This is a genomic window from Cyclobacterium xiamenense (genome assembly GCF_900109255.1).
GTDB classification, from domain to species: domain Bacteria; phylum Bacteroidota; class Bacteroidia; order Cytophagales; family Cyclobacteriaceae; genus Cyclobacterium; species Cyclobacterium xiamenense.
In genome coordinates this window covers 473,847-495,704 of the sequence record NZ_FNZH01000002.1, presented here as the reverse complement: position 1 = coordinate 495,704, position 21,858 = coordinate 473,847, and the positions used below count along the sequence as shown (strand labels likewise).

Below are 21,858 nucleotides of genomic sequence, written 5' to 3'. Positions count from 1 at the left end.
TTTTTCAGGTAGGACCGGAACGATTACCTCAGGAGGGGTATCTTCGTCACCCGGTAATATGAAAGGCTGCCTTCCGGATGGAGGCAGCCTTTACTTACAGTTCGTTATGCTTTTACTTAGGAGGGGTCAAGAATCTTTTTGATGCGTTCGAGACAATCCTCCAGATGTAGCTTGCTCATCCGATCATTGGTCCGGGGAATGGCTCGCTGGATCCGTTGTTGTAAATTCTTCAAGCTGGCCCGAGCAGCCGGCCGAATATCCGATTGAGAAGCGTTTAACGAGGAAGCCGCCCGCCCGCTTACGTCTTCGGACAGCAAGAACTCCAATCGCTCCAAATGTGCCCGCTGCAGACTCCTCCGGTTGATAGGAATTGATTCTCCCTTCGCTAGTTCCGACCAGATGCCCTCGCTCAGGTCATCCATCATTTCCAGGAGGCCGTAGGCGGCATCTCCATTGAGGGCCTCGTTTTCGATGATCCTGCCCAGGCGACCCCATTCCAAAATTCCATTGAGCGTGGTTACTTGCAAGGTTCGAATCCGGTCAACTATCCCAAATTCCTGCGTCCTACGGGTAATCGCCTCATCGGTCCACCAGTCCTGCGTAGCAAACAACTCTTCCACCAGAAAGTCCATGGCTTCTTTTTGCCGGGCCTTGTCCACATGGGTATAGACGGCTTCCTCCTCCTGACCTGTGGCTTTGTACACCTCGTAAATCCCTCCAATATTGGTGCGCACGTGGCCCATGTACCGGCTAAATTGGGCGAGGACCTGACCATACAGCTCCTGCAGGTCGCTGTAGTCTTTAAACGGCTTGTCTTCCTCTGCGGTCCATTCGATCAAATTGGGGACGATACGTTTCAGGTTTTCAATACCGTAAGCAGAGGCCTTCATGGCATCGTTGCCCAGGTCTTCGCTTTGGGTGCTCGGGTCATACGGGTTACCCTGGCGCCCGTATCGGTATACGGGATCTCCTTGTTTTTCGCGGATCCATTGATCCAGTATCGCCTGTTCTTCCTCTGGAGTTTTGGCTTCCGGGATGGGTCGGTAGCCCCAGGCGATGGCGTACTTATCGTAGGGACCCACTTCCGGGTACAGGTGAACACCTTCGTCTTCGGGTTGGGCGATGTAGTTAAATCGGGCGTAATCCATGATGGATGGGGCGGTCCCAAACTCCCGGGTAAAGGTTGCCGACCGCAGGGAATCTACCGGATAGGCGAAAGAAGAGGCGAAATTATGGGGAAGGCCAAGCGTATGCCCCACTTCGTGAGCCGAAACAAACCGGATCAACCTGCCCATTACTTCGTCTTTGAACGCGACACCACGGGCATCCGGATTGATTGCTGCGGTTTGTACAAAAAACCAATTGCGCAACAGGTTCATGACATTGTGGTACCAGCCGATGTCCGATTCGATGATTTCACCCGAACGTGGATCCGAAACGTGCGGGCCGTAGGCATTTTGGATATCGGAGGCAAAATAGCGTATCACGGAGTAGCGGGCGTCTTCGGGGTGCCATTCCGGATCCTCTTCCGGACTGGGAGCATCCTTTGCCACGATCGCGTTTTTAAAACCTGCTTCCTCAAACGCTGCATTCCAGTCCTCCACACCAGCTTTCAGGTAGGGCACCCATTTTTTTGGCGTTGCCGGATCGATGTAGTACACAATTTGTTTTTTCGGTTCTACCAATTCCCCGGCCTTGAATTTTTCCATGTCCTCTTCCTTAACTTCCAGCCGCCAGCGGTCCAGGTAGGTACGCCTGCTTGCTTTTTGGGCATCCAGTCCGTAATCCGTAACCCGCGTACTGAACCATCCTACCCGTTGGTCCGCTAATCGCTGCATCATAGGCTCTTCCGGCAATAGCACCATGCTGCTATTCATTTCTACGGTGATTAAGCCCGTGCTGGCGTTGGAAGGGGGCGCAGCGGCCGCGTAGGTGAGGACGTAACGGGCTTCAATATTCATGGGGAAGGAACGGATGGTATCGATGTAGGAACGATCGGTATCCAGCCGGGAAACCTTGTATTGCGTACGACGGCTTTTTTGCAAACCCAGGGCGGGAACGTCCTTGGAAAAAAGATCCGTCACTTCGACGACCCAGCCCTTTTCGTCTTTTCCTTTCGACTTGATATCAAATCGGTATAAAATGGGCTCCAGGTTGGAATTCCTTACCGCTTCGTAGATGGGGAGGGAGTCGGAAGCAGTATTCGAATAGGAAACCACCCGCAGTAGCAGGTTTTTGTCCTTCTTGTCCCAACGCAGCATTTGGGTATTCGTACGCTCTCCTCCGTAGCCAATCCCCGAGGCCGTTTTGGCAATGGTGGTCACCATGAGCATTTCCCGACCCAGCATTTCTTCCGGAATCTCGTAAAAATAGGCACCGTCTACCAGGTGCACGTCAAAAAGGCCTTCTCGACTATGTGCACCGTCTTTGATCACTTCTTTGTAGGGTTTCAAGCCGTCCTTGAATACCTCTTTTTTAGGCGCCTCTGATTCTTCCGCTTGCGTAGCCTTCTCTTTCGGATAGGTTCGTTTCCTCCGCTGGGCTTCTGCTTCGGTGAGCAAACTCAGGTTCAGGAAAAAACTCAACAATAGGCCAAGCGAGATACCTGTTTTCAGGCGAAAATTGGTATTTTTCATTTCAATGGATTTAATGGAAAGACGAAATTAATCGATTATTTTCAATTCCTTTCTTTATCCCGGATGGAAATCTACCGTTAAAATAAGATGTTCCTTTTTCAAACCATCCAAGGAATGGGGCGTTTAAAAGACAGACATGTTCGAAAATGAAATCATTATTGTTGGTGGCGGCTTGTCCGGATTAACTGCCGCCTATTTGTTAGCCAGGCAGGGAAAAAGCGTCCTGGTCATCGAAAAAAAGGCCTATCCCTTCCATCGCGTTTGCGGAGAATACGTTTCCAACGAAGTAAAAGATTTCCTGATTCGGGAGGACCTGTTTCCCTATGCATACGATCCGCCCCATATCGACCAATTTCGGTTGAGTGCTGTCAATGGCATGCATGCCGACTTCCCCCTTGACCTTGGCGGATTCGGTATCAGCCGGTACGTGCTGGATTACCATTTTTATCAAAAATGCCTGGAAAATGGGGTGCGTTTTTTGCAAAAAACGCAGGTTACCGATATTCAGTACGTAGCGGAAAAGCGGCACTTTCTGGTTCAAACGGACGACGGTACCTCCTTGCCGGCGGCATTTGTGCTGGGTGCCTACGGCAAGCGATCCAAAATCGATAAAAAACTAAACCGCAGTTTCATTCAAAAAAGAAGCCCCTACGTGGGCATCAAATACCACGTCGCGATCGAAGGCATGGACGACCGCACGGTGGCCTTGCACAATTACAAAGGTGGCTACCTGGGTGTAAATAAAGTGGAAAACGGCCAGTTCAACCTCTGCTACCTGGGGAGTAGGGAGCAATTAAAAACCGCCGGAAGTATCGGTGCCATGGAGGAGCGGTACTTGTACGAAAATCCCCACATACGCGAACTATTTGAAAACGCGCATTTTCTATGGGAACGGCCGGAAGTGATCAATGAAATCAGCTTTGCCACCAAACGGCCAGTAGAAAACCAGATCCTGATGCTGGGAGATGCGGCGGGAATGATCACCCCCCTCTGCGGCAACGGCATGGCCATCGCCATACATACGGCAAAACTGGTCGCAGACGCCTTTCAGGAAAACCAGCGTCTGGAGGAAATTCAGGAAGCCTATCAGAAAAATTGGAACCGGTATTTTCAGGGCCGACTGAAGCTTGGAAGGCAAATCCAGCAGCTTTTTGGGGCGCCGCTGGTTTCTTCGCTGGCTGTCAACCTACTAAAAAGATCCGCCTATGTTTCCCGGCTACTTATCCGGCAGACTCACGGGACCCCCATTCAATAAACCGTTCCCAGCGACGTACCGGCTGCCTCTGGGAACGGATGTGTGGGAAGTTGTTAGAAGCGAATGGACACCCCGGCCAGGTAATTGGTCCCCGCCATGGGGTAGTAAAAATTCTCTGTGACCAATTCCCGACTGGTAGTTCCTTCCGAAGGTACGAAATAGCTGAACGTATAGCCGTTGGGCTCGTACAGCTCGTTAAACAGGTTATTGACCTTTACGGAAAATGCCATCTCCTCTACAAAACCGGGATACCAACTGTAGGAGAGGCGCAGGTCGGTGGTCCAAAAGGGATCCAAACTTCGGTTTTCCTGCTGGGTATTATCGAGGTATTGCCGCCCTACGTATTTGTTGAGCAAGCTGACTTCCAGGTTTTTGATCGGTCGGAAATCCACCACCGCAGCTCCCACAAAGCCTGGTGAGAAGGCAATGTCGGTATCGCGATAGCTGGTGGCCTCCTGCCCGACAAAATCCCAATTTTCGTCGTAAATATCGTTGTACTCGGTAAACGTGTTGATTTTATTTCTACTGAATGCCAGGTTCCCTCCGATTGTCCAGCGGGAGTCCAGCTGCAATGCCCCGTCCAATTCTATCCCTGCCCGGTAGCTGCTGGCGACATTTTCGCGGATGTAGGCACCCACATCGTTGAGCTGGCCCGTAAGCACCAACTGATCTTGGTACCCCATGTAGTACAGGTTGGCGCCGTATTGGTACCGGTTTTTGCGCACGCGGATTCCCGCCTCAACATTGTTAAGGGTCTCCGGTCGTGGTATTTCGGTGAGCGGTGAATCGGTAAAATCCCTGCGCACCGGCTCCCGATTAGCGACTGCGTAGGAGGCATACCAGGTCTTTCCCTGCTCCGTTTCGTAGGATAGCCCAATTTTGGGATTAAAGAAGTTGTAATTTTGGCTTCCCGTAATGGTTCGGAGGTCGTTGTTAATGCCATCGAAGCGGTAGTAGACATTTCTCCATTGGAAATCACCAAACAGGTACAGCCGCTCTTTCACCTCGTACGTAGACTTGAGGTACACGTTCCGATCATCCTTGATGGCTACGTTGTCGTAATAACGGTCTCGAATATCCGTGTCGCCACTTACTCCCATCCAAATGATTTCCCCAAAATGATCGCCGTCGTATCGGTTGGCCCCACCCCCGAGAATGGCATCCAGGCGTCCGTTTTGCGAGACGTAGTTTAGGGAGAAAACCGCTCCGTAAAAGTCATTGTCCAGCCATCGTCGACGGATAATATCGGTTTCGCTGATCAGTTCGCTGCCGATGGCAATGGGTTCAATGCCGTAGTTGGCCAAGAGGTTATCCTCCGGTCTGAATTGCTCGTAGTAGCCTTGGCCCTGTGTATAGTGCAGGGAAAAGTTGGCCTTCAGGTTGGCCGCCCAGGTCCCAGCATAGATAAACTGGTAGTGATCCTGCTGGTAATTGTCGGTTTCGTTTTCGTAGGTATAGCTGTTGAAGGTTCGGTCGGATGCAAGCAGGCTTTCCGGAACGCCATTCCAGGCCTGGTAGGTCTGTTCCGCACCGGAAAAGATATTGACCTTTACCACGTGGTTGTCGCCGTAATAGCCCCCGGAGACAAAATACGACTTCAAGTCCGAAAACGCCCGGTCCACGTAGCCGTCAGAAGTAATTCGGGAGAGGCGGGCATCTACGGCCCAGCGATCGTCAATCAGGCCGGTGCCTGCTTTTACGGTATGCTTTCGTGTAGCAAATGAACCCACCGAATGATCTGTCTCGGCATAGGCTTCTTCTCGTTTGGTATCGGTTTGTATATTGAGGCTGGCTCCGAATGTTGCTGCTCCGTTAGTGGAGGTACCGACGCCTCGTTGAATTTGGATGTTTTCGACAGAAGAAGCAAAGTCCGGCATATTCACCCAAAAAACACCGTGAGACTCTGCGTCATTCAATGGGATACCGTTTACGGTCACGTTGATCCGTGTTTGGTCGGTGCCCCGGATACGCAAGCCGGTGTAGCCTACTCCCGCGCCTGCATCGGAATGCGTCACCATCGAGGGGGTATAATTTAGCAACAACGGTAAATCCTGCCCGAGGTTATTTTTGGAAAGATCCGATTTGTCAATGATTTGAAAAGTAGTAGGCGTGGTGGCAGAGGCCCGCGTACCGGAAACGATAAAGGCTTCGGTGGTTAGGGTAGCGGGCTCGAGCCGAATTTCCAGGGGCCTTTCCTGAGGCAACCGAACCAGGTAACTCCCGGCTTCGTAACCCACGTAGGAAACCACCAGGTTCCATTCTCCGGATGCCAGTCCGGCCATTTCAAAGCTTCCTTCCCGGTCGGAGACCGTGCCTTTGTTCGTCCCCTCCAGCATTATGCTGGCTCCAGGTAGCGGAATTCCGGTTTCTGCATCCTGGATTGTTCCCTGGATACGATTTTGGGACAAAGCCCATTGGGACCAAAGCATTGCTGCCAGGGTCAGGTACATGCGAATCATAACAATTAATTTGTTCGGTTAAACATCAAAGGAATAAAGGGGTATTCCTTTTTTCATTGTTTACCCAATAGCATTACGTACGATTAGCTATTTCTCATTTCCCTTCGCCGGCACTACCCGGATCAGGTAATATGGGTATGATCTCAGCCCGGAATATTGGGGCACCCCTAATGATCTTGATGCAAATGTAACTGGTAGAAATGGCAATGCCAAATCTGAAAAGCCCTCGCTTAGGCCCTTCCCAATACTTTTAAATGACGAACATGCGAGCGAAATGCCCAGCGCAACTTTGGGTGTTCCAGGTACGGGATGTTGTATTCCGCGCAGACTTGCCTGAGTATCTTGCTGATGGCGGGATAGTGCACGTGCGAAATTTTTGGAAACAGATGGTGTTCGACCTGGTAATTCAGGCCTCCCAAAAACCAGGTCAGCAATTTATACCCGGTAGCAAAATTAGCCGTGGTCCGGATTTGGTGGATCATCCACTCGTCCTCCATACTATTGGTCTCCGGCGAAGGAAGGGGAAAGGCGGTCTCCTCCAGGCTATGTGCCAACTGGAATACCAGGGTGAGCAGAACTCCCGCAAACAAACTGTACACAAAAAACCCGATCAGCCACTGCGTCCAGCCGAGCATGAATACGGGAATGGCCACAAACAGCACCAAATGGATGGCTTTGAACCCCCAAAAACTGATGTGGTCCGATAGTTTCATCTTCTGTATCGGCACCATCCCCACCTTTTTGGTGACGTATTTTTTATAGTCCGTAAAAAATACCCAATACAAGTACAACAAGGAGTAGGTAAAAATAAAATAGTAGTGTTGAAACTGGTGAATTTTAAATTTCTTTTGGCTCGGAGAAAGCCGCAAAAAGGGGCGGGCATTCAAGTCGTCGTCTACTCCCTCTACATTCGTAAAGGAATGATGCACCACGTTGTGTTTGGTTTTCCACATGAATACATTGGCTCCCAGAAAATTAATCGACAGGCCCGCCAGGCGGTTGACCCATGGCCGGTCACTGAAACTGCCATGTGCACCGTCGTGCATGACATTAAATCCGATAAATGCGGTCAGCGCACCCAACAACAGACACTCCATGAGAGCAATTGCCCAATGGGGAGTAAAGAAAACCAAGTGAACGTAAACCAGAATAAAGGAGACCACCATGATACCAGCCTTAAGGTAAAGCGGTTTGCTACCCGAACGGGTGATATTTGAGTCCCGAAAGTAATCGCTTACCCGTTGCTTCACATCCAGATGAAAGTTTAGGGTTGGTTTGGAAAATTTTGGCGTAGCCATACAATAATGTTTTTAGGGGTAAATAGTAAGCGTGACTGGGGAGGGGGTGGATTTGTAGTTCAGAAAAATGACCGATTACCGATTGTTTTCATCATTCCGTGTTGTAAGGTACGACAAGTTTTCGGTAGTATCAATTAAACTCGACTGAATTTATCAAATGCATCATGTCCGTTTTGATGTATTCGATGACCGGTGCCAGGGAATCGTTTTTCACGGCTGTCTCAAAATACAGCGCGCCCCGCAAAAAATGCGCGGTGGAGTCGGTCACAAAAAACTGAAATTGGGTCGGCACTTCACCACTCAGTTCGGACACCAGTCCCGTATATCCGGTTGGAGTACGGACTACGCTCTCGTCGATTCCGTAGGCCTTGATCTGGTGTTTGAAGGTAAGCGTCAGGGCGTCGTCTAGGTAGGACTTGAGGTTTTGCCGCCCACCAGTTATCGGTTTGTAGGTCAGGTGTACCCGCGCGCCAAGGGAACTATAGTGGAGATTGATCCAGTTTTTTTCGGCCATGTTAAAGGAGTCCGGCTCTACCTGTAAGTGTGTGGAATGCTGAAAGGTGTAGGGAAGATCCATCTCCAATGCCTCAAACTCCCGCTCGGGGAGATCGATTCGGTTGTATCCCATGGGTTTGGGCACGTAAGTTTCGCCGCAGGCAACCAGAATCAATAGAAAAAGGAGCGCCATCCCTCCCATTGCCGGATGCCTGGCAGCATTTCCCGATCGGTGTTTTTTCCGCATCATTATTCCCTTACCCAGGTCACTTTTTCAGAAATCGGTTTCCGCTTGCCTTCCGGCCAACGATCGGAGGCAGGTTTGGCAACGTAGAAAAAGCCCATGAGCATGTCAGCCTCTTCCAAGCCAAAAAAGGGCTTCGCTTCCGGCCAGAAGGTGGGTCCACCGGTGCCCCAATAGGCCGCCAGACCGTGGGCACTCGCCGTCAGGTACATGTTTTGCACCGCCATGGAAACGGCCGCGATTTCCTCCATTTCGGGAAGATTGGCGCGAAGGTCCCGCTTCATCCCGATGGCGATGATATGGGAGGCTTTCAGCGGGTTTTCCTTAAATTTTGCATAGGTAGCTTCGATAAATTTCCCGGTCTTTTCGCTTCGCTCCTTGTACAGGTTGGATTGAAAATCTGCCAGCCGCTGCAGTCCTTCTCCGGCAAACACCATAAACCTCCAGGGCTCGGTAAGTTTATGTGTGGGTGCCCAGTTGGCATTTTCGAGCATTTCCAGGATGATGTGATCCTCCACCGGATCGTCCTCCTTGAATTGGGCTACAAACTGGGATCTCCTGTTTCGGATGATCTTATTGACTTCTTCGGTATTAAATATGGGTCGATTATTCATGTTTCTACTAGTATTTTACTCCAACCTTTATTCCGCCGTAAAAGTTTCTTGGTGCAGCAGGCTGAAAATACCTGCCACCAAAGGGATTGAGATCGTTCCCCAGACTGTAACTGGCATTCCCCAGATTTTCTACCCCGGCAAACACTTCCAAATCCAGGGTGGTTCCGGCGCTGCCTCTCCAGCCAAGGCGGGTATTCACCAGGTGGTAGGCCTCCTGATAGACCGTATTGGCATCGTTTAGCGGGGTATCGTCCACAAATTGATGGGTGAAATTCAGGTAAAAACCGGGTCGCGTACGCAGATCCACCTGATTCACGACGGTATGCGGGGCCACCCCGGTAAGGTCGTTTCCGGAGAAATCGTTTTCCCCTTTCATAAAGTCCGCAAAGGTAAAGTAATGCCCCGTAAAGGTATGGGTCAGCTTTAGCTCCTGAATAAAGGACAATTGCTTTCGGATCAGCGCATAATCCACCAAGGCCTCCATGCCCTTTTGATCGGTCGCTCCGGCATTTCGGAAAAGAACGACGCCATCCGGATTGGTAAAGGTAGTGATGGTTTCATCCAGCTTGAAGTAAAAGGCCGAGATGTCCACATTCACCCTTCCCTGCCGAAAGCTGGACCGGTAGCCAACCTCGTAATTGATGCCTTTTTCGGCCTCGAGATCCAGGTTAATCGTTCCTTCGTTGGTCCGTACCTCGTCGATGGTGGGCGGTGAAAACCCCGAACTGATGCTCCCGTGAACGGCAGATTGTTCATTCAGCTTCCCGGAAAGGGCTATTCTGGGCACAATCACCGGGTCGAAGGTGCGCCTGGCTTGGGAAGGCATCCCCCGGATAGCATCGATGTTTCGCGCAATATCAAAACTGGAAAAATTTTCACTCAAGCCCAACGTCAACAAAAACCGCTCGGATAACTCGGCTTCCAGCTGCTGAAAAAGAAAAGCCGTGCGGGTAAGCAGTTCATCGCTAAACCGAACCGTGTCCGCCTGTCCGCCCCGGTTGCCGAAGTTTTGGGCCGCTGTGTTGGAAAACTGGTACTCGCCTCCTCCAATTAAACGCACCGGAATGGATCCCCAGTTGCCATCATACGTAAAACTCGTCCTTCCACCGTAGCTAAATTGGGTTTCCTTTTTGTAATCCAGATTAAAAGGGTTTTCGAAATCCACCGTGTTGATGTAGATGGAGGTTTTGTTGCTGAATTTGGGGTGAAACTGGTAGTCGTGCGAAACCACCCCGTACATGGACTGCTGGTCAATGGATGCATTTTGTGCCGCGGATCCCGGTCTTGCCTGCCGGGGATTTTCGGCCACCTGACTGGCCGTGAGCGCACCAGGTAGTTCATAAAATAGATCCGAATACAATAGCTGTGTGGTAAGAAGCTGCTTTTCGGAAGGCTTAAAATGTCCGGTAAGCTGCACTACTTCCCGGTCCATGGCCGTATGATCGCGGTAGCCGTCGGCTTTTTGCCGGACATACGATACCTTTATCCCGCCTTCTTCCATTTGCTGGCTGAGGCCAAAGCGATACCGTGTCATGCCAAAATCGCCAAAAGACAGGTCTGTACTGATCCTGTTTTCCGTAATTTCAGGACTGCTGCTAAAACTGATCACGCCACCATTTCCCGCCCCATAGATACTTCCAGCAGGTCCCTTGATGATTTCTGTATTTTGCAGGTTGGCCACATCCAGCATGTTGAGCGGGGTGGTGCCATCCGCGGCTGTAAAGGGAATTCCGTTCCAATACACTTTCACGTTCCGTACGCCAAACGGCGCCCGTAACGAGCTTCCGCGGATCGAAATCCGGTAACTGGCAGGCGCCCGCTCTTCCACCCGGATACCCGGCTTGGTATTGAAGGCATGTACCACGGACGTCTCGTTGAAGCGAAACAAATCCGCCTCTGATACGCGCACGATTCCCGCTGCCTGCTCCAAGAGGGGACGCTCGGTTTCAAACGAACTGACCACCACCTCTGCCAATGCATTTGCCGCAGGCTGTAGGGAAACAACCAAAGTGCCCGAAACCGGAACAAGAACTTCCTGACTCTCGTAAGCCACATGGGAAAAGCGTATTTCAGCAGCCTCCTCCAGGGATAGATTGACTTGTCCGTTTTCATCGGCCACAAACGACGGTAGGTTGTTTCCTTTCAACGAAACGAAGGGAACAGCTTCTCCGGATTGCGCATCAAGCACCTGAATACTTGTCTGTGCGAAGGTGATACATGGAAATAATACTACGAGTAGTAACAGTAGGTTTCGAAACATGCCTTATGGGTACAGTAATTAATGGAATACCGGGGTAAAATTAATTGATTTTTAGCGGAATCAACCACCGATAAAAAAAACCTGTGGCAGGTAATCAAAAAATCAATAACTTGTTCCTCAGAAATCATCAAATCTACAATCAATTATGGATAGAAGATCCGCCATGAAGCAATTGGCTATCCTGACTGGCGGTGCGGTACTGATGCCGGCCTGCGACTTCAGTGAGGAATCCATCTTGCAAGCCTATCAAAACCTAAAGATAACCGCCGCTCAAAAAGAGCTGTTGACCCGAATCATCGCCACGGTATTTCCAGGAAAAGTCCTGAAATCGGGTCCGGACCTGCAGCTTCAGGATTTTGTCCTGGTGATGTGCAACGATTGCCTGGACAGGGGGCAACAGGAAACATTTGTCGCAGGCTTGCAGCAGTGGGAGGCGTTTTCGAACAACCAATATGGAAAGAAGTTTTCGCAAATGAATGCGACGGAAGCGGAAGACTGCCTGCGGGCTACATTGGCAATGGACGGAGAAGGGGACGAAAAAAAGAATGCAACCGCATTTATCAGCACAACCAAACGGTTCGCCCTGCAAGGGTACCTGAATTCCGAGTACTTCATGACAGAAATCAAACCGTACGAGTTGGTTCCGGCTCGCTTCTATGGAAGCAAAAAAATTGAAACCGCATAAATAAAAGAAACGCAGGCCATGGCGAATTTGACCATAAAAAGTAAAAAAGACAACAGCTACGATGCCATCGTCATCGGTTCGGGAATGAGTGGGGGATGGGCCGCAAAGGAACTTTGCGAAAAAGGCCTTAAAACCCTGGTCCTGGAGCGGGGACGGGAAGTAAAACACGTGCAGGATTACCCCACCACCAATAAAATGCCCTGGGAGTTTGAACACCGGGGGACCATTCCCGAAGAAATCAAAAAGGAAAATCCGGTGGTGAGCCGCTGTTATGCCTTTCGGGAAGACGCGCAGCATTTTTTTGTCAAAGATACCGAGCACCCCTACGTGCAGGAAAAACCCTTTGACTGGATCCGAGGCTACCAAACCGGAGGCAAATCCCTTTTGTGGGCCAGGCAGGTGCAACGGTGGAGCGACTTTGATTTCGAAGGTCCCGCCAGGGATGGATTCGCCGTGGATTGGCCCATCCGCTACCAAGACCTTGCGCCCTGGTACAGCCATGTAGAAAAGTTTATCGGCGTGTCCGGCAACAAGGACGGACGGGACAACCTGCCCGATGGGGAGTTTTTACCGCCCTTTGAACTGACCGCCGGAGAACTGTATTTCAAGGACTTTCTGCGGAAAAATTACCCCGAACGGGAAATCATTGTGGCACGCTGTGCCCACATCACGGGCAACGCCGAATTCTATGCCAAACAGGGCAGAACGCTTTGCCAAAACCGAACCCTTTGCCAGCGCGGCTGCCCCTTTGGCGGCTATTTCAGCAGCAATTCCTCCACCCTTCCCTGGGCGGCAAAAACCGGAAACCTCAGCATGCAGCACCATGCCGTGGTTCATTCCATCATTTACGACGAGGCCAAAGGCAAAGCTACGGGTGTCCGGGTGGTTGATGCCAACACCAAAGAAACCACAGAATATTATGCCAAGGTAATCTTTTTGAATGCCAGTGCACTCAATACCAATTTGATCCTGTTGAACTCCACCTCAAGTCGCTTCCCCCAGGGGTTAGGCAATGACAGCGGGGTATTGGGTAAATACGTGGCCTTCCACAACTACCGGGCCGGGATTTCCGGAGAATTTGACGGGCTGAAGGAGTACACCACCGAAGGCAGAAGGCCGACTTCCGGCTATTTCCCCCGCTTCCGAAACGTCTACACGCAGGAAACCGATTTTCTAAGGGGCTACGCCGCCGGATTCAGCGCAAGTCGTAGCATGGTCAACGATTACTCCGGCATCGGTGAAGAACTAGAACGGGCCATGACCCGGGAGGAATACGGCCCCTGGCGAGTGGGTTCGCACATGATGGGCGAGACCATTCCCAAAGAAGCGAGTCAGGTAAGCCTGGACCCGGACAAAAAGGACGCCTGGGGCATTCCGCAGCTGCGGGTTTCTCTTGACTACGATGCCAATGACGAAGCCATGATTAAGGATTACCTGGAGCAAATGACCGAGATGTTTGAAGCCGCGGGCTTCACCAATATCCGAACCCGGGATGACAAGCGGGCTCCAGGTCTGGATATCCATGAAATGGGGGGAGCCCGGATGGGCAAAGACCCCGAAACCTCGGTCCTTAACAAATGGAACCAGATTCATGCCTGCCCGAATGTTTACGTGACAGACGGCGCCTGCATGACTTCCACCAGTACACAAAATCCTTCACTAACCTATATGGCTTTTGCCGCCCGGGCGGTGGACCATGCCGTGAAGAATATGGGCTAATTTGAAGCCTTTTCAGAAAATGTAAAAAGCCGGCAGGGACTTACGGGTGCCGTCGGCTTTTTTGTTTACTCCAAGGTATTACAAAAAATTGGCACCGTTTGTAGGCTTCCCTAAATCCAGCGAATTTAAACGCTCTACAGCGAAATTTTTTTTCAAATTCGGCCAGATTAAAACCGGATCAGGCCCCGGTGTTTTAAATCCGCCCCCTTTTATTTACCTTCGTTTTTTCAACAAGCAACCAACGACACATGGAACTAACCGGAAAGATCATACAGGCACTGGAAGAGCAATCAGGTAACGGACGCAACGGTACCTGGAGAAAACGCGACTATATCCTGGAAACCCCCGGCCAATACCCGAAGAAGGTCTGCCTGACCGTATGGGGAGATAAAATCGATCAGTTTAATATACAACCCGGCCAGGACATTACGGCCAGTATCGAAGTGGAAAGCCGTGAATACAACGGGCGTTGGTACACGGATGTTAAGATATGGCGGGTAAACAATGTGGACAACGGTACCGGAGGTGGTGGAGCGGCTTCCGGAAACCAAAAGCAAGACCAGCCTGATGTCAGTACTTTCAGCGATGACAGCGAAGGGGATATTTTGCCGTTCTGATGCCGGCAACGTACGCGTTACGCGCATCGGTGCATTCATTGGCTAATGTACCCTCGTACAGCCCATCCTAAAAAATGGATTCCGGCTTACTGACGGAGAATTCAACCATCCGTTTACGAAAGACTTTTTTAGGTTGGCAACGGGCAGACGACAGGGGATTGCAGGGAAGGTACATCTCCAGAAGCGTTTTGTTTTCGTTGATCGACAGGTCCGCCCAAGACTTCGGGTAAGGATTGACCTGGCTCAAAAGGTCCAAATCTCCATGGAGGAGTTGCCCCACATGGAGCCTGCGATCGGTTTCCTGCAGTAGGACTCGCCTTCCATCCAATTGGTAGGTCCCTTCCACAAAGAAGCGGTAGCCCAGTAGTCGATCCGCCCCGGGTTCCCGGTACCCCAGAAAGCGGTTGTAGTCACCGTTGTCAAAGAAGGTAAAGCTTTCCACCTGAACCAGGGAAAACCCAGTATGTTCGATGGCGTAGCCTTCTTCCCAGGTACCCTTGAGTGCTTCAGGAAGTAGGAGCTGCTCCGTATCGGTACATCCAAAAAGAGTTAGAAAAACTACGATTAATGGATATGCACGTTGCGATTTCATTGGGCTGGGTGCCTTTTTATTGTTATACGTATTGGTCCAAACAACTGTCCTGATATCCAATCGGTAATTTCCATAAAAAATAAATCGTTCCTTGATTTTTTTGGGAGACGTTCCGTTGTCCTGCATACCGATCAAATGATTTCGTCGGGACTACCTTCAGGAAAAGACTTTATTCGAAAAACTTTTCACCGATTCCGATGGCGAACGTACTTCGGCAAGCTTGGTCAGGGGTGTTTCCCCATCATTCCCTGTAGGTGCTATTTTTTGGATACACACCCCCCAGAACAAGGGGTGGCTTCTGTCTGACTGTAAAGCTAGCTGTTGGATTGGCAACCGCACTGAAGCAAAGTCTGCAATAAATATAGTTTTTTTTTCTATATTTATTCTAACCCCTTCAAAACCCAGTGCTTATGAAATTTCTTCACTATCTTTTACTGATCGTTTTTCCAGTTGCTTCAGTATCAGCACAGGAAATCAATGTGCGACCTCCGATTATTTTTATTTACGACGCCAGTGGTTCCATGTGGGGCCAACTCACTGGAAAAACCAAAATGGATATTGCCTCTGAGGTATTAACCGACGCCGTAAACGAGCTTCCCGAAAATCAACAAATCGGTCTCGTAGCTTACGGACACCGAAATAAAGGCGATTGCAGGGATGTGGAGTTCCTGGTGGATGTACGCGAAGGAACGAAACCGGCTTTCATTGCTGCATTGCGCTCGATCAAACCACTGGGCATGACGCCGTTGGCCTATGCCGCTTCCGTAGTCATAGATAGTTTAAGGGAAGCAAAAACCAATGCAACCGTCATTCTGGTTACGGACGGGATTGAATCCTGCGACGGTGACATTTGTGAAATAGTAAGGAAAGCAAAAAACGAAGGGATTGATTTTCGCTTGCATATTATCGGGTTTGGGCTGGTCGATGAAGACACGGAGCCATTGAAATGTGCTGCAAAGGCCGGTGAGGGACGGTATTTTCCGGCATCGGATGCCGCAGACCTGGGGGCGGTCTTGAATGAAGCGACTGCGGCCACCGTTGACCAACCTAAAAATAACGTTTCGGTCTATACCGTAAAAAACGGGAAGCCCATTGACGCGCTCGTTGAGGCCTATGATATCGTTGCAAAGCGAGATCCCATACGTGCCCGAACGTACGGCGATACGGCCTATTTCTATTTGCCGCCGAGCACGTACAATTTTGAGGTGAGGCCCCTTGAAGGCAGTGACATGAAAACCGTCACCGTTTCCGGAATAAAAAGTAGGGAAGACAGCCTGGTTCATGAAGAAATTAGTTTTGACGGTGGCAAAATCGGTATTTCTATCACCAATAACGGAGCGTACTGGGATGCCATGGTAAACGTGATCGATCAAACCGGGCAGGTAGCCGCTTCTGTTCGAACGTACAATGCAGCCAAAGAGATAGAGGTGAATCCAGGCTCGTACACGATCACCGTTCAGGCACTCGCGATGAATGGTTTGGAAACATTTGCTGAAATGGAAAATATTGCGATTGCCTCAGGAGGTACCACGCCGATTACCTATGATTTTCAGACAGGAACCGCCTTTATCGATGCACGTGTTGGTGACAAATCCATAGACAGCATTGTAACGATCAGGGAAGCCTCCTCCGGCAAAAGCGTAGCCGGGGGACGCACCTACGACCGGGGAAGAGACTTTCTACTTAACCCTGGTACGTACACGGTAAAAGTCGCTCCGATGGGTGCCTACAAAGACCGCGCTCCCCAGACCCTTACCGTGGAGGTGAAAACGTCCGAAAAACTAATAAAAACACTTACTTTCTGATCATGAAAAAGCTACTAAAACCCGCCAGCCTGTTATTTAACCTCCTTAGCCTGCTGGTCTTCTTTCTAGTCGGAGTATATATAGCGGGGTGGATCGGAGCCGGAAAAAACCAGGGACTGGCCGCCGGCGCCATTGTTTTGGGTTGGGGAGTCCTGTTTGCAGGATTGGCCTTTATCGTCTCGTTTTTTCTCACCTACCACCTTGTTCACAAAAAGATCGTGATCGGAAACTGGGTATTGTTGGGTTGCCTGCTTTTGGGATATGGCATTACCCACTACCGGTACCAGCAACGACAAGAAATCCGGGAAGAGGAAAGCGGACCTTACCGGGATAAACCGACTGTTCCTATCCAAAAGCCCGATCAACAGGGCATGCTGACTTCTTTGGTAAGCGGAATGTCCCGCACGCAAAACCAAAATGCCGATGCAGGTATGGGATTTTTTAGCCCCAATATCTTTGACAACCCCACTCTTTATTTCTACAGCCGCCCGAATTTGGAGAAATCCATTCTCGAGCATGCGCCCTACGACAGTGTCACGTTTATTAAGAATGAATACAACCAGTTTGAAATCGCGACCGCCCCTCCCTGGCTGGTTCCGGAAATCCTGAAAATGGACTACGATATCCTCTATTTTAAAATCAAGAGTGTTACCGAAGAATTCGTGGAAGTGATTGTAAATGTACAAACCGGGCAAACCGCGTACGTGAGCAAACAGGCGGGAAAGGTGATATACTGGCCGGAATTTCTGCTCCGTGTAAATTCGGTGGAGTTCCTACCGGGTGTCGATGCAAGCATTCGCGCCCGTCCCCTTCCTACAGCGGGAATCATACAGACCTCTTACGAATATTTGCGGCCGATACGAGTCGAGGATGATTGGGCCGAGGTTCTTTTGATGAATGGAGACTTTAAAAAAGTGGGCACCGGCTGGATACAGTGGAAGCGAAACGACGAATTGCTTATTCGATACAATTTGTTCAGTTAGCTGCGAGCTTGACCAACACCCGTACTTTTTCGGTGTGGCTTAGGCTGTCAACTCGGAGTAATCGATTACCACCACATTACTACATGAATCACACTAGATATACCGGTTGAAAACCTGTTAACCTTTCTACCGTTCCCAATAGACCCAAGCTGAAAAATATTCAATGAAGGCTTTAGGTACCGGATGCAACGTTTTTCCATTCGTCGCGACTGAGTTCCGGGAAACATGATTTCAAGCTTGGCTGCCACGGTATTCACAGCGCATTTGTCCGTAGGCACCGCGGACCTAAATCGGGATTTATTCCCCCAAAATTTCCTTCCAGCCCTTTTGCTCGATTTCCCGGGCGCTTGCCTCTACTTTTGTTTTCAGGGAGTTTTTGAAAGTGGCAAGGCGATTGCCTACTGCCCCATCAAAGGCTCCGACGATGGAAGCAGCCAGGATACCGGCATTTTTTGCCCCATTTAGTGCCACGGTGGCCACAGGAATACCCGAAGGCATCTGCAGAATGGACAGAATACTGTCCCAGCCATCGATGGAGTTGGAGGACTTGACCGGAACACCGATGACCGGTAAGGTGGTCAGCGAAGCCACCATTCCCGGCAAATGGGCTGCCCCACCAGCTCCGGCGATGATCACCTTTAGTCCCCGTTCACGCGCCTTCTCCGCATACTCAATCATCCGCCCCGGTGTACGGTGGGCCGATACGATCGTCAACTCGTAACCTACCTCGATCTCTTCCAAAAATTTTGCCGCCTCTGCCATGACCGGCAAATCGGACTGACTGCCCATGATGATTCCTACCTGAACCTTACTCATGCTTTTATCTTGATTAGTTCTTTGATTCGCTGTGCTTTTTCTCTCAATCGACCCGTATCCGCTTCCAATACGGTCACGTGACCCATTTTTCGAAAAGGCTTGGTTAGTTTTTTTCCGTAGAGATGCAGGTAAACGCCCTTTTCCTGAATGGCTTCGTCCAGCCCCTCCACCAGCGCTTCACCGGTGTAGCCGGCTTCACCCAGCAGGTTGACCATGGCCGCGCCGCTGCGAATACCCGTATCCCCCAAAGGCATGCCCATGACCGCCCGCAGGTGTTGTTCAAACTGAGAGGTGAAATTGGCTTCGATGGTATGATGCCCGCTATTGTGTGGACGAGGGGCTATTTCATTCACGAGGATTTCGCCAGATTTGGTGACAAATAACTCCACGGCAAGCAACCCCACCATGTCTAATTTTTCGATTACTTTCAGCGCCAGCGCCTGTGCCTTCTGATCGGTTTCCGGCGAGATTTCCGCAGGGGAAAACAAAAACTCTACCAAATTGTGTACGGGATGAAAGGCGCACTCCACCGACGGGAACGTTTTTACCGCTCCATGTTCGTTTCGTGCTACAATCACCGCCAGTTCTTTGTCAAAATCTACAAATTTTTCCAGCAGACCCGGCGCATCAAAGGCCCTCCCAATCGCGCCAGCGTCCGGAATGGTTTGTACCCCCCGGCCATCGTATCCTTCTTTTCCCAATTTATGCACCGCCGGCAAAAAATCCAGGTGTCGTGCCACATCGGCTTTGTTTTCCGTCAGCACAAACGGCGCTGTAGGAATGCCCTGATCCTGGTAAAATTGCTTTTGGGTTCGTTTGTCCTGAATCAATTCAATCACACGGGGTTGAGGAAAAACTTTCTTACCTTCCTGCTCCAGTTGGTACAACGCAGCGGTATTTACATGTTCTATTTCTATGGAAATCACATCGCATGTTTTCCCAAATGCATAGACGGTGTCGTAGTCTTTCAAATCTCCCTGCACAAACGTACGGCAAAGATTTTTACAGGGGGCCTCCGGATCCGGGTCCATTATATGGACAGTTAGGTTATAATTGATGGCGGACTGGATGAGCATTCGCCCGAGTTGTCCCCCACCTAAAATGCCAAGTACTTGTTGCTGGTAATTCGCTTGCCCCATTTAACTGGTTTTGATTGGTTCTTCCTCCCAAAAATAGGGATAAATACCGAATGGAAATAAAAAAACCGCCGGTAAAGGCGGTTTTCGTTCGCAATAGTAAGCTGGATAACTATACCGATCTACCGCCTATCAGGCGAAACAGCACGGCTATTACAGCCAGGACCAATAAAATGTGGATCAATCCTCCGACGCTATACACAAAAGCTCCAAAAATCCATCCGATGACCAGGATGATGGCGATGATATACAATAACGAGTTCATAGTGGTGTTGGTTAATATTGGTTATGAATTTTATTCAAATAGTACCAATAGTTGTGCCAAAAAGAATTTCACACGTTATCCGGTGCTGGTTTGGAGAGCCGAATACCCATAAGTTCCATCAGCTTTTGTGCATTAAAATTGGGACAGGGACCGGGCTTGATCCGGTAGTCAAAAACAATCTCCTCTTTTCGTATATCGTGGTGAAAACTATAATTCACCAGGGCCGGCATCTCACTTTCCATTTCGCTCAATTCGATATCATGGGTCGAAATAATCCCCTTGGAAGAACTTGCCGCCAACTGCCGAATCAAGGCCTCGCTACCCATAATCCGATCTGCTGTGTTGGTCCCCTTCAGGATTTCGTCCAACAAATAAAATACGGGCTTTCCAGATGCCGCCTGGTCCAGCAATACCTTGATCCGCGCAAGCTCGGCATAAAAAGAACTTACGCTCTCTCCCAGGCTATCGGTATTTCGCATGCTGGTGTACAATTGAAATGGACCGCTGACCATCGCCGCCGCAAAGGGCGGCATGCCCATGCCGGCCAAAACCACATTGATTCCCACCGTCCGCATAAACGTGGTCTTCCCGGACATATTTGATCCGGTGAGCAACACCACCTGATGCTCCACGTTGAAGTCAAAATCATTGGCAACGCAATCACTGGGTTTGATGAGGGGATGTTTGACCTCCTTAAATTGCAATTCCTCTTTGGTAGACCAATGCACCGCCGCATCCAACCCTTCCTCCCGAATACAGGCAGCAAGGGAAACCAGGCCTTCCCAGTGTTCAAAGGTCTCCTCCCATTCTTTCATCTTCGTCCCGACATTCTTCTGCCACTGAACCAAGCGATATAGGACATAAAAGTCCGTCCAAAAAAAGATATTAAAAATAAGGTACATCATATTGGTTCGGTTTTCGACCAGGAAGGTGATGCTTTCCAGCTGCGCCAGGGCCCTGGAAGCAAAAAAACCATCACCCCTTACGGGCTGCTGAAAACGCAACAACAAGGGATGACGAAATTCCTGCCTCTCCAACAAATCAGCCCAGGCCTGCAGCGTTTTCAAATCACTATCGTTCGGAAGGGCTTTCATGGCCGCCATCAATGGTCGGAATACCGCTCCCAGTAACAGCAACCCTACTCCGATAAAAAAACTCAAGTAGGCACTGGAAATCATACCAAACAAAACACCAAAAAGAACGGCAAGTCCCAGGATCGGACCGATCCACAGTGGCAGGAAAAAAAATGCCTTCCAATAAATCGGCTTTTTCAACCAGTTGTAAAAGCCCGCTTTGGATTTTTCTTGCTTCAAAAAAGCCTTTCCCAGTGCTTCGAACACCGTCAAAAAATCACCATTTGCGCTCAATTCGCGCAAGGCCTCTCGCTTTTCCTTTGCCTCCGCCGGAGATAGTGGATGCTTCATCCACTGGGCCAGTAGGCTTCGCCCACCCTGACTAACTGTGTGATTAAGCAATTGAAAAAGAGAATGGTCTCCAAAAAGATCCAGGTCGCTCGAATACGGATGCCGTGCCTCTATAAAATCAGCCCCGGTATCGAATCCAGCAAATTGTCTTTCCTTGCGCTTTTTCCGGAAACCCTCCATTTCTAGCACGGAAAGATAAAAGCGCTCCAGGTCCTTCTGCCGATTAAACCGAAAAATCAATCCCACAAACAGGGCACTCATCGGCAAAAACAGCAAGGCGAGCCAATGCACTTCGGAAATCCCTACAATCAGCACCGCCGCCATGGCAAAGAACAGCACCAATCTTGCGGCAGAAAGCAGTAGCGCTTTTTCCCGAGCATCTTTCAGCGACTTTTCCGGCTCCTTTAAATCAAAATTGGTCTTCATGAACGAGATGATTGGATGGTTGAAAGGCTAAAGATAAAAAGAATTTTACGGGCACCATGCTACGCGCACCCGCCGCGCAAGGAAACCAAAATAGCAGATCTCCGCCGGGTTACCTAAGCAAAAAAACAA

The 21,858-nt window shown here is 50.1% G+C and carries 17 protein-coding genes and 1 riboswitch; of the genes, 6 read left to right on the top strand and 11 right to left on the bottom strand.

The window, feature by feature from the left end:
• Positions 1–116 precede the first annotated feature (116 nt).
• Entirely contained in the window at positions 117–2,636 is a 2,520-nt protein-coding gene (locus BMW71_RS06855) for a zinc-dependent metalloprotease (protein ID WP_092171304.1), read from the bottom strand.
• Between the two features lie 136 nt (positions 2,637–2,772).
• On the opposite strand from BMW71_RS06855, the gene BMW71_RS06850 reads away from it, so the two are divergent.
• On the top strand, positions 2,773–3,891 hold the full coding sequence (locus tag BMW71_RS06850) for an NAD(P)/FAD-dependent oxidoreductase (protein WP_092171301.1): 1,119 nt from the start codon (positions 2,773–2,775) through the stop codon (positions 3,889–3,891).
• 53 nt (positions 3,892–3,944) lie between these two features.
• On the opposite strand, the gene BMW71_RS06845 is transcribed toward BMW71_RS06850, so the two are convergent.
• From BMW71_RS06845 to BMW71_RS06825, 5 genes are all read right to left on the bottom strand, one after another.
• Entirely contained in the window at positions 3,945–6,350 is a 2,406-nt protein-coding gene (locus BMW71_RS06845) for a TonB-dependent receptor (RefSeq protein ID WP_092171298.1), read from the bottom strand.
• An 82-nt stretch (positions 6,351–6,432) separates the two neighbouring features.
• Positions 6,433–6,529, bottom strand: a riboswitch (TPP riboswitch).
• 51 nt (positions 6,530–6,580) lie between these two features.
• Positions 6,581–7,648, bottom strand: coding sequence for a fatty acid desaturase family protein (locus BMW71_RS06840; RefSeq protein ID WP_092171295.1), 1,068 nt, complete (start codon positions 7,646–7,648; stop codon positions 6,581–6,583).
• Between the two features lie 130 nt (positions 7,649–7,778).
• Complete coding sequence (gldD, locus tag BMW71_RS06835; RefSeq protein WP_449390436.1) at positions 7,779–8,345, bottom strand: gliding motility lipoprotein GldD; 567 nt, start codon at positions 8,343–8,345, stop codon at positions 7,779–7,781.
• Between the two features lie 47 nt (positions 8,346–8,392).
• The gene (locus BMW71_RS06830; protein ID WP_092171292.1) at positions 8,393–9,001 is read right to left on the bottom strand and encodes a nitroreductase family protein; all 609 of its coding nucleotides are present in this window, start codon (positions 8,999–9,001) and stop codon (positions 8,393–8,395) included.
• A gap of 7 nt (positions 9,002–9,008) precedes the next feature.
• Positions 9,009–11,261, bottom strand: a complete 2,253-nt coding sequence (locus tag BMW71_RS06825; protein ID WP_092171289.1) for a TonB-dependent receptor domain-containing protein — start codon at positions 11,259–11,261, stop codon at positions 9,009–9,011.
• 145 nt (positions 11,262–11,406) lie between these two features.
• Here BMW71_RS06825 and BMW71_RS06820 point away from each other — a divergent pair, with 145 nt between their 5' ends.
• From BMW71_RS06820 to BMW71_RS06810, 3 genes are all read left to right on the top strand, one after another.
• Entirely contained in the window at positions 11,407–11,946 is a 540-nt protein-coding gene (locus tag BMW71_RS06820) for a gluconate 2-dehydrogenase subunit 3 family protein (protein WP_092171286.1), read from the top strand.
• Positions 11,947–11,964: 18 nt separating this feature from the next.
• Positions 11,965–13,665: a GMC oxidoreductase gene (locus BMW71_RS06815; RefSeq protein WP_092171283.1), complete on the top strand. Its 1,701-nt coding sequence runs from the start codon at positions 11,965–11,967 to the stop codon at positions 13,663–13,665.
• Positions 13,666–13,913: 248 nt separating this feature from the next.
• A complete protein-coding gene (locus BMW71_RS06810) occupies positions 13,914–14,282 on the top strand; it encodes a DUF3127 domain-containing protein (protein ID WP_092171280.1) in 369 nt (122 codons plus the stop codon).
• A gap of 67 nt (positions 14,283–14,349) precedes the next feature.
• Here BMW71_RS06810 and BMW71_RS06805 read toward each other — a convergent pair whose 3' ends face one another.
• Positions 14,350–14,874 carry a hypothetical protein gene (locus BMW71_RS06805; RefSeq protein WP_143057569.1) on the bottom strand — a complete coding sequence of 175 codons (525 nt, stop codon included), beginning with the start codon at positions 14,872–14,874 and terminating at the stop codon, positions 14,350–14,352.
• 410 nt (positions 14,875–15,284) lie between these two features.
• Here BMW71_RS06805 and BMW71_RS06800 point away from each other — a divergent pair, with 410 nt between their 5' ends.
• Together BMW71_RS06800 and BMW71_RS06795 are read left to right on the top strand one after the other, a co-directional pair.
• Positions 15,285–16,679 carry a vWA domain-containing protein gene (locus tag BMW71_RS06800; protein WP_092171274.1) on the top strand — a complete coding sequence of 465 codons (1,395 nt, stop codon included), beginning with the start codon at positions 15,285–15,287 and terminating at the stop codon, positions 16,677–16,679.
• A gap of 2 nt (positions 16,680–16,681) precedes the next feature.
• Positions 16,682–17,662 (top strand): hypothetical protein, encoded by a 981-nt coding sequence (locus BMW71_RS06795; protein WP_092171271.1) that lies wholly within the window; start codon positions 16,682–16,684, stop codon positions 17,660–17,662.
• Between the two features lie 297 nt (positions 17,663–17,959).
• Here BMW71_RS06795 and purE read toward each other — a convergent pair whose 3' ends face one another.
• From purE to BMW71_RS06780, 4 genes are all read right to left on the bottom strand, one after another.
• A complete protein-coding gene (gene purE, locus BMW71_RS06790; protein ID WP_092171268.1) occupies positions 17,960–18,478 on the bottom strand; it encodes a 5-(carboxyamino)imidazole ribonucleotide mutase in 519 nt (172 codons plus the stop codon).
• On the bottom strand, positions 18,475–19,617 hold the full coding sequence (locus tag BMW71_RS06785) for a 5-(carboxyamino)imidazole ribonucleotide synthase (RefSeq protein WP_092171266.1): 1,143 nt from the start codon (positions 19,615–19,617) through the stop codon (positions 18,475–18,477). The genes purE and BMW71_RS06785 overlap by 4 nt, the downstream gene beginning before the upstream one ends.
• Before the next feature lie 109 nt (positions 19,618–19,726).
• The gene (locus BMW71_RS23520) at positions 19,727–19,879 is read right to left on the bottom strand and encodes a lmo0937 family membrane protein (RefSeq protein WP_143057568.1); all 153 of its coding nucleotides are present in this window, start codon (positions 19,877–19,879) and stop codon (positions 19,727–19,729) included.
• Between the two features lie 68 nt (positions 19,880–19,947).
• A complete protein-coding gene (locus BMW71_RS06780; RefSeq protein WP_092171263.1) occupies positions 19,948–21,729 on the bottom strand; it encodes a MutS family DNA mismatch repair protein in 1,782 nt (593 codons plus the stop codon).
• Between the last annotated feature and the right edge of the window lie 129 nt (positions 21,730–21,858).

Bases quoted from the DNA above. Each gene is read 5' to 3' on its own strand.
- BMW71_RS06855 (WP_092171304.1), bottom strand. From the start codon at position 2,636: ATGAAAAATACCAATTTTCGCCTGAAAACAGGTATCTCGCTTGGCCTA.
- BMW71_RS06850 (WP_092171301.1), top strand. From the start codon at position 2,773: ATGTTCGAAAATGAAATCATTATTGTTGGTGGCGGCTTGTCCGGATTA.
- BMW71_RS06845 (WP_092171298.1), bottom strand. From the start codon at position 6,350: ATGATTCGCATGTACCTGACCCTGGCAGCAATGCTTTGGTCCCAATGG.
- BMW71_RS06840 (WP_092171295.1), bottom strand. From the start codon at position 7,648: ATGGCTACGCCAAAATTTTCCAAACCAACCCTAAACTTTCATCTGGAT.
- gldD (WP_449390436.1), bottom strand. From the start codon at position 8,345: ATGGGAGGGATGGCGCTCCTTTTTCTATTGATTCTGGTTGCCTGCGGC.
- BMW71_RS06830 (WP_092171292.1), bottom strand. From the start codon at position 9,001: ATGAATAATCGACCCATATTTAATACCGAAGAAGTCAATAAGATCATC.
- BMW71_RS06825 (WP_092171289.1), bottom strand. From the start codon at position 11,261: ATGTTTCGAAACCTACTGTTACTACTCGTAGTATTATTTCCATGTATC.
- BMW71_RS06820 (WP_092171286.1), top strand. From the start codon at position 11,407: ATGGATAGAAGATCCGCCATGAAGCAATTGGCTATCCTGACTGGCGGT.
- BMW71_RS06815 (WP_092171283.1), top strand. From the start codon at position 11,965: ATGGCGAATTTGACCATAAAAAGTAAAAAAGACAACAGCTACGATGCC.
- BMW71_RS06810 (WP_092171280.1), top strand. From the start codon at position 13,914: ATGGAACTAACCGGAAAGATCATACAGGCACTGGAAGAGCAATCAGGT.
- BMW71_RS06805 (WP_143057569.1), bottom strand. From the start codon at position 14,874: ATGAAATCGCAACGTGCATATCCATTAATCGTAGTTTTTCTAACTCTT.
- BMW71_RS06800 (WP_092171274.1), top strand. From the start codon at position 15,285: ATGAAATTTCTTCACTATCTTTTACTGATCGTTTTTCCAGTTGCTTCA.
- BMW71_RS06795 (WP_092171271.1), top strand. From the start codon at position 16,682: ATGAAAAAGCTACTAAAACCCGCCAGCCTGTTATTTAACCTCCTTAGC.
- purE (WP_092171268.1), bottom strand. From the start codon at position 18,478: ATGAGTAAGGTTCAGGTAGGAATCATCATGGGCAGTCAGTCCGATTTG.
- BMW71_RS06785 (WP_092171266.1), bottom strand. From the start codon at position 19,617: ATGGGGCAAGCGAATTACCAGCAACAAGTACTTGGCATTTTAGGTGGG.
- BMW71_RS23520 (WP_143057568.1), bottom strand. From the start codon at position 19,879: ATGAACTCGTTATTGTATATCATCGCCATCATCCTGGTCATCGGATGG.
- BMW71_RS06780 (WP_092171263.1), bottom strand. From the start codon at position 21,729: ATGAAGACCAATTTTGATTTAAAGGAGCCGGAAAAGTCGCTGAAAGAT.